Origin of the sequence: Paraburkholderia sp. (assembly GCF_047605525.1) — a bacterium.
In the GTDB taxonomy this organism is placed as follows: Bacteria; Pseudomonadota; Gammaproteobacteria; order Burkholderiales; family Burkholderiaceae; genus Paraburkholderia.
The window spans coordinates 1-12,284 of sequence record NZ_JASGFN010000004.1 but is presented as its reverse complement, the minus strand read 5'-3'; the positions used below and the strand labels follow the sequence as shown (position 1 = coordinate 12,284).

At 61.9% G+C, this 12,284-nt stretch carries 12 protein-coding genes; 8 read left to right on the top strand and 4 right to left on the bottom strand.

Features of this window, described 5'->3' with window-relative positions; all coding sequences use genetic code 11:
• The first annotated feature begins 19 nt into the window (after positions 1 to 19).
• The 6 genes from QM685_RS06720 (at position 20) to QM685_RS06695 (ending at position 6,688) form a co-directional block, all read left to right on the top strand.
• Positions 20 to 961 (top strand): ABC transporter substrate-binding protein, encoded by a 942-nt coding sequence (locus tag QM685_RS06720; protein ID WP_415114022.1) that lies wholly within the window; start codon positions 20 to 22, stop codon positions 959 to 961.
• A gap of 303 nt (positions 962 to 1,264) precedes the next feature.
• Complete coding sequence (locus tag QM685_RS06715; RefSeq protein WP_415114020.1) at positions 1,265 to 3,214, top strand: putative bifunctional diguanylate cyclase/phosphodiesterase; 1,950 nt, start codon at positions 1,265 to 1,267, stop codon at positions 3,212 to 3,214.
• Between the two features lie 20 nt (positions 3,215 to 3,234).
• On the top strand, positions 3,235 to 3,654 hold the full coding sequence (locus QM685_RS06710; protein WP_415114017.1) for a hypothetical protein: 420 nt from the start codon (positions 3,235 to 3,237) through the stop codon (positions 3,652 to 3,654).
• 140 nt (positions 3,655 to 3,794) lie between these two features.
• Complete coding sequence (locus QM685_RS06705; RefSeq protein WP_415114015.1) at positions 3,795 to 4,019, top strand: hypothetical protein; 225 nt, start codon at positions 3,795 to 3,797, stop codon at positions 4,017 to 4,019.
• 310 nt (positions 4,020 to 4,329) lie between these two features.
• Positions 4,330 to 6,036, top strand: a complete 1,707-nt coding sequence (locus QM685_RS06700; protein WP_415114013.1) for a fibronectin type III domain-containing protein — start codon at positions 4,330 to 4,332, stop codon at positions 6,034 to 6,036.
• Between the two features lie 211 nt (positions 6,037 to 6,247).
• Positions 6,248 to 6,688 (top strand): hypothetical protein, encoded by a 441-nt coding sequence (locus QM685_RS06695; protein ID WP_415114010.1) that lies wholly within the window; start codon positions 6,248 to 6,250, stop codon positions 6,686 to 6,688.
• A 121-nt stretch (positions 6,689 to 6,809) separates the two neighbouring features.
• Here QM685_RS06695 and QM685_RS06690 read toward each other — a convergent pair whose 3' ends face one another.
• Entirely contained in the window at positions 6,810 to 7,961 is a 1,152-nt protein-coding gene (locus QM685_RS06690; RefSeq protein WP_415114008.1) for a peptidyl-alpha-hydroxyglycine alpha-amidating lyase family protein, read from the bottom strand.
• Between the two features lie 216 nt (positions 7,962 to 8,177).
• Here QM685_RS06690 and QM685_RS06685 point away from each other — a divergent pair, with 216 nt between their 5' ends.
• On the top strand, positions 8,178 to 8,471 hold the full coding sequence (locus tag QM685_RS06685) for a DUF1330 domain-containing protein (protein WP_415114006.1): 294 nt from the start codon (positions 8,178 to 8,180) through the stop codon (positions 8,469 to 8,471).
• A gap of 137 nt (positions 8,472 to 8,608) precedes the next feature.
• Here QM685_RS06685 and QM685_RS06680 read toward each other — a convergent pair whose 3' ends face one another.
• From QM685_RS06680 to QM685_RS06670, 3 genes are all read right to left on the bottom strand, one after another.
• Positions 8,609 to 9,460: a carbohydrate ABC transporter permease gene (locus QM685_RS06680; protein ID WP_415114004.1), complete on the bottom strand. Its 852-nt coding sequence runs from the start codon at positions 9,458 to 9,460 to the stop codon at positions 8,609 to 8,611.
• Complete coding sequence (locus QM685_RS06675) at positions 9,457 to 10,347, bottom strand: carbohydrate ABC transporter permease (protein WP_415114002.1); 891 nt, start codon at positions 10,345 to 10,347, stop codon at positions 9,457 to 9,459. Before QM685_RS06675 ends, QM685_RS06680 begins: the two co-directional genes overlap by 4 nt.
• A gap of 189 nt (positions 10,348 to 10,536) precedes the next feature.
• Positions 10,537 to 11,769, bottom strand: coding sequence for an ABC transporter substrate-binding protein (locus QM685_RS06670; RefSeq protein WP_415114001.1), 1,233 nt, complete (start codon positions 11,767 to 11,769; stop codon positions 10,537 to 10,539).
• 290 nt (positions 11,770 to 12,059) lie between these two features.
• Here QM685_RS06670 and QM685_RS06665 point away from each other — a divergent pair.
• Positions 12,060 to 12,284, top strand: a 225-nt coding sequence (locus tag QM685_RS06665) for an SDR family NAD(P)-dependent oxidoreductase (RefSeq protein ID WP_415114000.1), incomplete at its 3' end; no start/stop codon positions are given.

Below are 12,284 nucleotides of genomic sequence, written 5' to 3'. Positions count from 1 at the left end.
ATCCTTAGGAGGAGGCCCCATGTTGAAGAGAAGACTCATCGGTATCGTGGTCGGTGTCGGCGCGCTCGTCGGCGGAAGCTGTCTCGCGTATGCGGACGAGCCTTATATTCCGCTTATTTCGAAGGGCTTCCAGCATCAGTTCTGGCAAGCCGTCAAATCGGGCGCGGAGCAGTCCGCGAAAGCGAACAACGTCAGGATCACGTTCGAGGGACCGGAAACGGAGGCCATGGTCGATAAGCAGATCGACATGCTGTCAGCCGCGCTCGCGAAGAAGCCGCAGGCGCTCGGTATCGCGGCGCTCGACAGCAAGGCGGCCATTCCGCTGCTCAGGCGCGCGCAGAACGACAAGATCCCGGTGATCGCATTCGACTCGGGTGTCGATAGCGACATTCCGCTCACCACCTGCGCGACCGACAACATCGCGGCCGCCGCGCTCGCCGCCGACAAGATGGCCGAGCTGATCGGCAACTCGGGAGAAGTCGGCGTGATCGTGCATGACCAGACGAGCCGTACCGGTGTCGATCGCCGCGACGGTTTCGTGAATCAGATCAAGTCGAAGCATCCGAACATCAAGATCGTCTCCGTGCAATACGGCGCCGGCGATCACCTGAAATCGGCGGAAATCGCCAAGGCGATGATTCAGGCGAATCCGAATCTGAAAGGCATCTTCGGTGCGAATGAAGGCTCGGCGGAGGGGGCCGCGATCGGCGTGAAGGAATCGGGCAAGAAACTCGTGCTGATCGGCTTCGACTCCGGCAAGGAACAGAAAGAGAACATCATGTCGGGGCTGATGGCCGGTGCGATTACGCAGAACCCGGTGGGCATCGGCAAGTGCGTGGTCGATTCGGCGGTCAAGGCGCTGCACGGCGAAAAGCTGCCGAAGAAAGTCGATACGGGCTTTTTCTGGTACGACAAAACCAATATGAACGATCCGAAGATAGCGGCCGTGCTGTACGACTAAAGCGGCACCGTCGGGAAGCCGTTAAAGAGGAAGAGCGTTGCTCTTCCTCTTTTTATTTGTTGCTTACCTTGTCGCCGGCAACGTCCGAAGTCCGCTTATACGATTGCGCCCGCTGCGCTGCACAACGAGCCGGGCGAACCGCCGCGCCGGTCAGCTAATGGTGAGGCGCTTTAAATGTGTGTGTGCGTTAGTCATTTCCCGCCATTGTACGAATTAATCTGATATTTTACGTTTGTTAAATGGTTGCGCCGCACGTCCATTCGCACTTCGATTCAGACCCACTAACCGTCAAATGCGCAGGTCATGGCTTTTACCGAACCAAGGTCTCCATTTTTCAAGTGGGTCGTGTCTTCCGCTCAAAACCTGAGCCCAGACAACCGGCAGATTCTGCTCGCCAATCTGTTTACGCGAACTGCTTCGATCATATTCGCGTCGATCTGCGAAATCAGCGTTTGCGTTACCGCGTACTACCTGTATCCGATTCCTCTTTACGCCACCTGGGGCATTGCCGTTGTCGCATTGCTGATCGCGCGGCTCGTGCTGATCTGGCTGTGCCGCACGCGTGGCGCGCAGGGCCGGCCCACGCCGACTTCCGCATTTCTGTTCGCGAGCCTGCTGTGGAGCGTGCTGTTCGGCATTGGCACATTGTTGTGCAATATCAGCGGAAATCCGACGCTTTTTCTGCTCGGCAACGTTTGCGCGGTTGGTGTGATCGGCGGATTGGCCGGACGTAACGCGAGCACGCCACGACTCGCGCTGTTGCAGATCCTCTTCATTCTCGGCTTCCTGAGCGTTGGCGCGGCATTGTCGCCGGGCAACGGCAAGCTCGTGCTGCTGTTCCAGGCGCCGTTTTGCGCGGCCGGCTTTTTCACGATCGCATTGCGCAGCAATCGCGATACCGTCGCATTACTGCTCGCGCGCGAAAACAGTCATCGCCTTGCGCGCCAGGATAGTCTCACCGGTTTGCCGAATCGCGCGCGTATCAGCGAGCTGCTGCTCGAGCGCACCGACAGGGGGGCCGCGCGTCAGGACCGGCCGTTCGCCGTTCTGCTGATCGATCTGGACGGCTTCAAGGCGATCAACGACAGTCTGGGTCATGCCGCGGGCGATCAGATTCTGCAGGAAGCGGCGACCCGTCTGCGCGATCTGCTGCCGGACGACGACCAGGTCGGCCGGCTCGCGGGCGACGAGTTTGTCGCGATTCTCGACGGTGCCGCGCAGCTTCGCGACGTGCAAGTCCTGGCCGACCGTATCGTCAGAACGCTGGCGCGGCCGTTCGCGCTGAGCGACGCGCTCGTGCATATCGGCGCGAGCGTCGGCATTGCGATCTATCCGGAGCACGCAAAAACGGGCCCGCAATTGCTGATTTGCGCCGACCGCGCGTTGTATGCGGTCAAGCGCAGCGGCAAGAGCGCATTCGCGATCTTCGACAGGGACAGGCATATTTCCGACGAAAGCTTGAGCCTGTTGCGCAGCGATCTCGAAGGCGCGCTGAAGTCGTTCAACGGCTTGCGCATGGAGTACCAGCCGATCGTCGATCTCAGCAACGGTGCGGTGTCCGGCCGCGAGGCGCTGATTCGCTGGACGCATCCGACGCGCGGCGAGCTGTCTCCGTCGGCCTTTATTCCAACGGCCGAACGCACCGGGCTGATCCTCGCCTTGGGCGAATGGGTGCTGCTGCAATCGTGCGCGGAAGCGGCGACGTGGCGCGACAAGGTGATCGTCGCGGTCAATGTGTCGCCGGTGCAGTTGCGGGAGGAATCGTTTGCGGCGACCGTCTCCGCGATACTTCGGAAAACGAGGCTGCCGCCGACCCGGCTCAATCTCGAGGTCACGGAAACGGCGCTTCTGAACGACGACGAGGTGACCCGGCGCAACATCGCGAGGCTGCGCACGTTGGGCATCGGGCTCGCGCTCGACGACTTCGGCACCGGCTTTTCGACGATGTCGACGCTGGTGCGCTTTTCATTCGACAAGCTGAAGATCGACAGCTCGTTCGTCAAGGAGGCCGTGCATAGGCGCGAATCGGCGGCGGTGGTGCGCGGCATCGTCGCGCTCGCGCGCGAAATCGGTATGCCGACCACCGCCGAAGGCGTCGAAACCCAGCAACAGCTCGATTTCGTACGCATGTGCGGCTGCACGCACGCGCAGGGCTATCTGTTGGGCAAGCCGGTGCGCGGCGACGCAATCGAGCGCAGCGAAGCGGTGCTCGACGAACCGGTCGCCGACAAGATCGAGCGCGCCGGCTCGTGAAATCCGCCAGCGAGGACGACATGTCTTCTCCACTGCAATTCCAGCTAAGAATCACCGCATCGCGCGAACTCGCCGACACGCTGCGCGCGGACCCGTCCTGCGCGTCGTATATCGCGCTGCGTGATCTTCTGCGCATGCATGACGCCACGTTGAAATGTCAGTTCGACGCATTCGCGGACTATGTGAGCGAAGCGGAAAGAATGGGCACGCAGAACTATCCGCTCTATCAATGGACACGGCAAACCATTGGGAACCCGGAGAAGAAGGCGAAGTATCTGCAATCGTTCACGATCCATGTGAGCGGCGCTGAAGTCTATGACAAGGATGTCGCGGATGCATTGGAAGCCGGACTGTCGAAGCTCGGCGATGTGCACGGAATCCTGCGGGTTTCGCGGTTCGATACGAATCCCGCGAACAATCCGCAACCGCCCGCACGCTAGCAGCTTTCAATTACCTTGACTGCGTGATCGTGCTCACGAGCCTGACAGTAAGCTCGATGGTAAAAATGTTTGACATTTGACGACACGGCGCGAAGTTCGTGAGACGATCCCATTTCACTTATTTTTTGTGGGAGTGCGACATGGGACTTCTGGACGAAGTGGGCAAGATTGCAGGCGCGGTTGCCGCCGTCGAGGCAGCGGAGAAAGTCGATCCGGAAGCGGGTCTTCTGACGAAGGGCGTCGCCGCTGTCGCCGGTTTTGAAGGCGCCGGCAAGGTGGAATCGATGCTTGAAAAGAAAGAAGAAGACAAGCAGGACGACGCCGACAACGCTCAAGCCGCTGACGACACGAGCTCGCAGACCTGAGTGGACGCACGCGGAGTTGCCGGTTGCATGCGAGGGGTTCAGCCGCGCAATGCACCGGCAACCGGCAACCCGGCATTGAAGCCCGGCGGTTTGCCACGAGCCGCTTCGTTTTTACGATTTTTTCAAAACCCCTTCACTTCGATCGGAACGAGCCTTCGTTTCGGTATCTAGTCTTTCCGTTCATTCCATCCGATGTTTTCATCGGGCTGTCATCGCCGTCCGGCTACGATCGTTCGTCACTTCCGTCCGCGCTCGCACCGCGGTGCGTTGTTTTGCGCTGGCGTCCTTCCACCTCGACAACAACACGGACATGTCGAACAGAAAAATCGTTAACCCCACGCCGGCCGAAGAGCACGGCGCATCCATCGTCTCGCGTCGAGGTTTCCTGAAGTTTGCCGGCGCATCGAGTCTCGCGACGGCGGCAGGCGCATTGTCGTCGAGCGCGCGCGGCGCGAGTGGCGGCACACCCGACGGCACGCCTGAACAGATTCATCTGACCTGGGGCAATGATCCGACGAGCGAGGTCACGGTGTCGTGGTCATCGCCCGCGGCCGCGGTCAATCCGCAGGTGCGCGTGAGCGGCTTCAATGGCGGAGAGAGGGAAAGGCACACGGTGCACGCGGTGCAAAGCACCTATACCGACGGCATCAATGGCGAGGTCGTGTTCAACTATCACGCGCGCTTGCGCGACCTGAAGGCCGATACGAACTACCAGTACGAAGTGACGGCCGACAACGACAGCAACGCGTCGCAGCCTTTCACCGCGAGTTTTCGCACCGCGCCGCGCGGCCGTACGCCGTTTCGCTGGACCAGCTATGGCGACCTCGCGACGCCGAATACGAACTGGGTGCTGTCGTCGCCGCAAAGCCGCTTCGCGGTGCAGGCGGTCGAACGCTTTCAGCCGCTGTTTCATCTGCTCAACGGCGATCTCTGCTACGCGAACCTGAATCCGACGCAGCAGCCGGAGGTGTGGCGCGACTTCGGCAACAACGCGCAGACGTCCGCATCGAAACGGCCGTGGATGCCGTGTCCCGGCAATCACGAACTCGAATTCAACAACGGCGAGCAGGGGCTTGCGTCGTATCTGTCGCGCTATACGCTGCCGGACAATCACACGCGTTTTCCGGGACGCTGGTATAGCTTCCGCGTCGGCGCTGTGCTGTTCGTCTCGCTCGATGCGGATGACGTCGTCTATCAGGACGCCGCCGCGTTCGTCGCCGGTCCCGCACCGCTGACGCCGGTGGCGAGCACCGGCAATCCGCCGATTGCGCCGGGCACCTCGCTCTACGTGCGCGGCTATAGCAATGGCGAGCAGACGCGCTGGCTCGAGAAGGTACTGCAGCACGCGTCGCACGATAACGACGTGGACTGGATCATCGTGCAGATGCATCAGGATGCGTTGAGTTCGTCGAAGACCGGCAACGGTTCGGACAAGGGCATTCGCGAGGCGTGGCTGCCGCTGTTCGATCGCTATGGCGTGGACCTCGTGCTGTGCGGTCACGATCACGACTACGAGCGCAGCTATCCGGTGCGCGGTTGCAATCACAACAAAGGCACGGACATCGCGACGGGCCGCCCCGTCGATACGTTGCAGCCGAAGCCGGTCATGTCGGCGGTGTCGTCCGGCGCATCGACGTTCGACACGAGCCACGGCACGATCCACCTGATTCTCGGCGGCGGCGGCACCAGTGCGCCGCTCGACGTCTACGGTGTCGATGCGGGCACGGGCCTGCCGCAAGCGCGCATTTTCACGCGCCCCAACCGTCCGGTTCCGTCGACGACGGCGGGGACGTTCGTGCGCGCCAATGCCGATGCGCTCGAAGATGCGATCTGGTCGGCGCAGCGCGACACCGGCACCGGCTACGGCATTGCGGTGTTCGATTACGATCCGGGGCAGCACGGCGGCGAAACGACGATCACGATGAATTACTATCACGCTCCCGGCGCGGATCAAACGCCGACGCCGGACTACGAGTTATTCGAAACGATCGAGCTGAAAAAGAAACGGCGTGGATAAACACGCGAATGCGCGGCCGTTTCTGAAGACCGTCATGCAAGCGAGGGCCGTTCATAACAGGCGGCCCTCGCTTTTTCACACTTGCCGTTTCTCTTCATCACCACCACTTCATTTTGTTACACGTCTTACCGGCGTGGACCTCGGTGGTTACAAAAACCTTTCGAAAGCCTCGCTATACTCGGCGCCATCTCAATAAAACCAAAGAGCCGTTATGTCGAAGAAGATCATCCAGATGGTTGCCGTGGCTGCGCTGACCGCCGCGGCGTCGTTGCCGGCGCTGGCCGGCGATATGAACAACATGCTCGGCGGCGCGCTGGGCGGTGTGGCCGGCGCGGCGCTCGGCGGCGCGGTGGGCGGCAGCACGGGAGCGGTGATTGGCGGCGCGGTCGGCGGCGGCGCGGGTGGCGCGGTCACGTCGAATCGCCGGGAACGCACGGGCGCGATCGTCGGCGGCGCGCTCGGCGGCGGTGCGGGCACCGCGGCCGGCAATGCAATGGGCGGCCGCACCGGCGGCCTGATCGGCGCGGCAGTGGGCGGCGGCGCGGGTTCGGCGCTCGGCGGCAACATCTCGCGCTCGAACTCCTACACGAACGATTACTCGCGCGGCTATCACTCGCGCAAGCGTCATTACAGGCATCGTCACTACGATTGATCAGTGGCTCGGGACGAACCGCGCGGCGTGTCGAATTAAAACGGAACGGTCCGCCGCCATGTTGCGGCGGACCGTTTTGCGTGAATGGCGCGAGCAATGCCCCGAACGTTAACGCGGCCTGTCACGCATGCAGAACCAGCTTCTGAATACGCCAGTTCAGCAATTCCGCGACGAACAACACGTTTTCCGCCGGACACGCCATCTGATGAATCCAGCCGAATTGCTTCGGCTGCTTGCCTGATTTGCCGAGCACGCCGAGTACCTTGCCGTCGAGCGATAACCTGTAGATGCGGCCCGGAAATGCATCGGCGCTATAGAGCACCTGATTCGGTCCCGGCGAAATGCAGATCGCCCAGGGCGAGCCCGGCGCGAAAGTGCCGGCCGCAATATCCGCCTCGCTCGGCATGTTGCCGATCGCGGGGCGCGCGTCCGGCGGAACCGGCACGTCGATCGTGAATTGCCGCAGGAAATTGCCCTCGGTATCGAACACCTGGATGCGCCGGTTGCTGCGATCCGCGACATAGACGTTGTCGTGCGCATCGACCGCAATGCTATGTGGCGTATGAAATTGTCCCGGACCCGTGCCGCGATCGCCCCACGACTTGAGCCAGTTGCCGTCGCGATCCACCTTCGCGACGCGCGAGTTGATGTACCCGTCGCTGATGTATGTGTTGCCCGCCTTGTCCCACGCGACGTCGGTTACCTGACGGAAGCGACCCGGCTCCGAAGGCAGCGGCGGATTCGGATGCTTGAGCGGCGCGGTGTCTTCGTCCGATGCTTCCTGCTTGCGGCCGAACACCATCGCGACGCGTCCTTCCGGCGTGAACTTGATCACCATGTCGGAGCCTTTGTCCGTCACCCAGATGTTGTCGTGCCGGTCCACCTTGACCGTATGCGCGAACGACCACGCATACAGGTTGTGGCCGATCTCGCGCACGAAGCGTCCGTCGGGCGCGAACTCGAGCAGTTGTGCCGCGGCCGCGCCATAGGCGGGGCCGGTGCTATTGCCGCGCGACAGCACGAAGATGTGTCCGTGCGAATTGAGCGCGACGCCCGAGCATTCGCCGAAGTACATGTCGTTCGGCAAACGTACGGGGTTGGCAATCGAGTCGTAAGCAATCGACGGCACGTTTGGCGAATCCGCCGCGAATACGGATGGCATGGCGAGTCCGGCGGCGCTGCCCGCAATCAGACTCATGAAAGTTCGGCGGCTCATTGCCCGATGTTCCGCGCTGCCGCAGCAGGGACAAAACGACCCGTATTGCTCGCTCATTCGCTGTCTCCTTGTAGTCCGTCAGGTTATTACCGACTCGCACCCGGAATGTGCAAAGGCAATCGTAGTGCACAAAACGCCTGATAGCTAACGCGTGTTCCGGTTGCGGGAAGCCGGCACGCAACGGCAATCCGCGCGGGTCGCAACGCATGACGATGCCGCTTTGCTACTATGTAAGGCCGCGATTGCTTTGAACCATTACACAAGGAGATTCGAATGAGCAAAGGTTATTGGGTGACGTCGTACCGCAAGACGAACGACGCGCAGAAACTGGCTGCCTATGCGCAACTGGCCGCGCCGGCGGTGGCGGCAGCGGGCGGCAAGTTCATCGTGCGTGGCGTGGCGGACGAGACGCGCGAGCAGGGCTTGAAGGAGCGCACGGTCGTGATCGAGTTTCCGACTTACGAGCAGGCCGTCGCCGCATACGAGAGCGAAGCGTACAGGAAGGCGCTGGCCGCGTTGGGCGACGGCGTCGAGCGCGATTTGCGCATTGTGCGCGGCACGGAATAACGCGCGGCTTATTGCACGAAGAACGACCCGCGCGCATTGCCTGCAATGAAGCGGAAGATCCGCGCGGCATGATCGGTACCGGCAGTATCAGCGGTATCGATTCGCATCACCGCCGCGCCGCGCGGAACGACCTCGAATCACTTCACCGCCCCCAGCGCCAGCCCCTTCACCATATAGCGCTGCAACCACGCGAACACCACGGACACCGGCAACGTCGCGCACAGTGTCGCGGCCATCACCAGATGCCATTCGACCACGTACTTGCCCGCGACCATATCGGTCACCTGTACCGTGAGCGTCTTGTTCTCCGGTGAACGGATCAGCGTATAGACGACCGCGAACTCATTCCACGCATTGATGAACGTGAAGATCGCGGTCACGACGATGGCCGGCACCGCGAGCGGCAGAAACACCTTGAACACGGCCCGGGTGCGGCTGCAACCTTCGAGCCATGCCGATTCCTCGAGATCTTGCGGCACGGTCTGAAAGTACGACGACAGCATCCACACCGCGAACGCGATATTGAACGCCGCATACGACACGATCACGCCGATCTTCGAATCGACCAGATTGCCGTCGCCCCACGGAATCATTGCGGCGAGCCGGAACAGGCCGACCACCAGCAGGATCGGCGACAGCATCTGCGTGACGAGCAGAAACTGCCGGTACAGCCCGCGTCCGCGAAACGGAAAGCGCGCGAGCGCATAAGCGGCTGGCAGGCTCACCGCGAGCGCGAGCAGCGTCGACAGCGTGCTGATGATCGCGCTGTTGCGCAATGCGACGCCGAAGTTGGCTGCTTCCCACATGTCGACGAAATTGCGCCACTGCCAGTGCATCGGCAGCCAGCGCGCCGGATAAACGAAGATCTCGGACGCCGGTTTCACCGCGGTGAAGAACATCACCGCGAACGGAAACAGCACGACGATCACGAGCGGCGCCAGCGCGAGCCAGCACCACAGCGAACGTTTCGTCTTCGCGCCGAGACTCATGACGGCACTCCTTCTTTCGTGCGTTGCAGACGCAGATAGGCGATCGAGAACACGAACAGCATCACGAGCATGATGAGCGATACGGCCGCGGCTTCGCCGGGGCGTCCGAGCCGGAAGCCGAGTTCGTACAGATAGGTGACGAGAATATGCGTGCCGTTGTCGGGGCCGCCCTGCGTCATCACCCAGATGATCGGAAACGAGTTGAACACGTAGATCACGTTCAGCAGGATCGCCATGTTGATGAACGGGCGCAACAGCGGCATCGTCAATTGACGGAACTGCTGCCATGCGCTCGCGCCGTCGATGCGCGCCGCTTCGTAGATATCGCTGGGTACCGACGAAAGGCCGCCGAGGAAAATCGTCACGGTAAACGGAATCGACACGAGTATGCCGACCGCGATTTCGACCGGGAACGCGAGTTCGGGTGTCGCGAGCCAATGAATCGGGCCGCCGATCAAACCGAGCCGCTGCAACGTGACGTTGACCATGCCGTAGTCGTCGTTGAACGCCCAGCGCCACACGACGGCGGTCATCGTCAGCGAAACGGACCACGGCAGCATCACGATCGTGCGCGCGATGCCGCGGCCATGAAAGTCCTGATTCAGGATCAGCGCGACAGGTACCGAAATTGCCACCGTGCCGCCCACCACGCACACGGTCCAGACGATCGTGCGTCGCGTGGACGCGAGAAACACCGGATCCTGAAACACGTTGATGAAATTCTGCAGACCGGTGAAATCGCGAATCGCGCCGAAGCGCGACACCTCGTGCAGCGATTGCCACACGATGTTGAAAATCGGATAGCTGATGATGAACAACGCGAGAACGAGGCTCGGCGCAATCAGCAACCAGGGCGCGCGCGGGCGCGAAGAAACGGAACGGCTCATGCGTGCTCGATCGTAAGACGCGCCCGCGTCAAGCGGCGGGCGCGACGGAATGGGCCGGAGAGTGCATCGACTGATGTAGCCGGTGGCCGACGAAGCGGAACGCGCACCGCCGTCACAACGGCGGCACGCATTCCTTACCCGGCCAGTCGCCGTGAAACTTCCACGGAAAAAGCGGCGAAAAACCGCGTATCAGTGACCGAGCGACTTGTTCGCCTGCGCGGCCGCCGTGTTCAGCGCGTCCGCCGGTTGCGCCTTGCCGAGGTAGATCGCCTGCATCGCATCGGTCACGGCCTTCGCGGTGTCTTCCCAGCCCGTCACGGTCGGCGCGAAGTGCGCCGTGGGCAGCAGCGCGATGAATGCCTTGACGTCCGGATCGTTGAACGCCGGGTCGGACGCTTCGGCCTTCGTGGTCGGCAGGAAGCCCTCGGTCGTCGTGAACTCGACGCGCGGTTCCTTCGTGAACAGATAGTCGAGGAACTTCCATGCGGTCTTCTTCACCTTCGAGTTCTTGAACATCACGATCGAATCGGTGACCGCGTACGTGGCGTGTGTCGTGCCCATCGGCACCGGATCGATGCCGTACTTCAGGTTCGGCGCTTCCTTCTTGATCTGCTTCGCGAGGAACGGCGCCGAGATCACCATCGCGACGCGGCCCTGCTTGAAAAGGTTCTGCACGTCTTCGCGGCTGTAGCCGGTCACGCCTGGTTGCGTGAGGCCCTGGTCGATCATCTGCTTGTACATCGTCGCGGCCTTCACGCCCGCCGGCGAATTGAACGCGGCCTTGCCGTCCTTGCCGACCACGTCGCCGCCCATCGTCCACAGCGCGTAGTAATAGTAGACGTCGGTTTCGATTTCCTTGCCTTGCAGACCAAAGCCGGCGATGCCCTGGGCCTTCAGTTTCTTCGACGCGTCGATCACGTCGTTCCATGTCTTCGGACCGTCGGGATAGCCGACCTTCGCGAGCAGATCCTTGTTGTAGTAGAGCGCGCGCGCGGACGCGGCGATCGGCAGGCCGTAGGTCTTGCCGTTGATCTGGCCGGGCGCGAGGAACGGACCGATGAAGCGCGCCTTGAAGTTCGCGTCCATGTAGCCGTCGAGCGGCTCGGCGACGTCGTCCTTCACGAAGTCGAGCAGCCAGCGCGTGCCGACGATCGCGAGGTCGGCGTTGGCGCCGCCGGAAATGTCCGTTTGCAGTTTCTGTTGCAGCGTGTCCCAGTTCACGTCCTCGATCTTGATCGTCGTGCCGGGATTGGCCTTCTCGAAGTTGCGCGCCATTTTCTCGAAGTAGGGCGCGGTGGCGTCGCTGTAGTGCGCGACGGTGACGCGGACCGTGTCGGCGTGGGCCGCCACGGCGATACCTGCAAACGCGAGCGCCACGGCGACTTTGCCTAGCGCGAGGGAAGCACGGGCATGCAACGACATTTCTCTCTCCTGTGGGTGGTGTGCCGCCGTCGCCGGCCGCCTTGGGTTGATTGTTTGAAAAAATCCTACATGACGCAAAATTGCTTGTCACGTAGGGTCTGCGATATTTTTTCTCCGCCGGTTTTATGCATAAGATGCTGTAAAGCATGGGATATTCCGCATCGCACGATGGCGCGAAAACCCATTCTTCGGGATTGGTGGCATTCGGCGAGTAGCAGTTTTGTAGGAAATTTACAGGCTGAATTGCAGGCTGGCGGGACGGCGCGGGCAGGTGGATTAGCGAGGCTCACATGAATCGTGTGGTGTTGGTAACGGGCGCGTGCGGCGGCATCGGCAGCGTGTTGTGCAGGCGTTTCGTGGACGAGGGCGACACGGTGCTCGCGCTCGACATCGACGCGGCCGCGTTGCACACGCTGAGCGCGCAACTGGGCGCGGCGCAGCTCACACCGGTCGCGGTCGATCTCGGCGACGCCGCCGCGGTGCGGCAGGCGGTGGCCGCGGCGGTCGCGGCGCGC

Excerpts from the sequence above, each read along its gene's own strand:
- QM685_RS06715 (WP_415114020.1), top strand. The coding sequence starts at position 1,265 with ATGGCTTTTACCGAACCAAGGTCTCCATTTTTCAAGTGGGTCGTGTCT.
- QM685_RS06705 (WP_415114015.1), top strand. The coding sequence starts at position 3,795 with ATGGGACTTCTGGACGAAGTGGGCAAGATTGCAGGCGCGGTTGCCGCC.
- QM685_RS06700 (WP_415114013.1), top strand. The coding sequence starts at position 4,330 with ATGTCGAACAGAAAAATCGTTAACCCCACGCCGGCCGAAGAGCACGGC.
- QM685_RS06685 (WP_415114006.1), top strand. The coding sequence starts at position 8,178 with ATGAGCAAAGGTTATTGGGTGACGTCGTACCGCAAGACGAACGACGCG.
- QM685_RS06690 (WP_415114008.1), bottom strand. The coding sequence starts at position 7,961 with ATGAGCGAGCAATACGGGTCGTTTTGTCCCTGCTGCGGCAGCGCGGAA.
- QM685_RS06695 (WP_415114010.1), top strand. The coding sequence starts at position 6,248 with ATGTCGAAGAAGATCATCCAGATGGTTGCCGTGGCTGCGCTGACCGCC.
- QM685_RS06675 (WP_415114002.1), bottom strand. The coding sequence starts at position 10,347 with ATGAGCCGTTCCGTTTCTTCGCGCCCGCGCGCGCCCTGGTTGCTGATT.
- QM685_RS06680 (WP_415114004.1), bottom strand. The coding sequence starts at position 9,460 with ATGAGTCTCGGCGCGAAGACGAAACGTTCGCTGTGGTGCTGGCTCGCG.
- QM685_RS06720 (WP_415114022.1), top strand. The coding sequence starts at position 20 with ATGTTGAAGAGAAGACTCATCGGTATCGTGGTCGGTGTCGGCGCGCTC.
- QM685_RS06670 (WP_415114001.1), bottom strand. The coding sequence starts at position 11,769 with ATGTCGTTGCATGCCCGTGCTTCCCTCGCGCTAGGCAAAGTCGCCGTG.
- QM685_RS06710 (WP_415114017.1), top strand. The coding sequence starts at position 3,235 with ATGTCTTCTCCACTGCAATTCCAGCTAAGAATCACCGCATCGCGCGAA.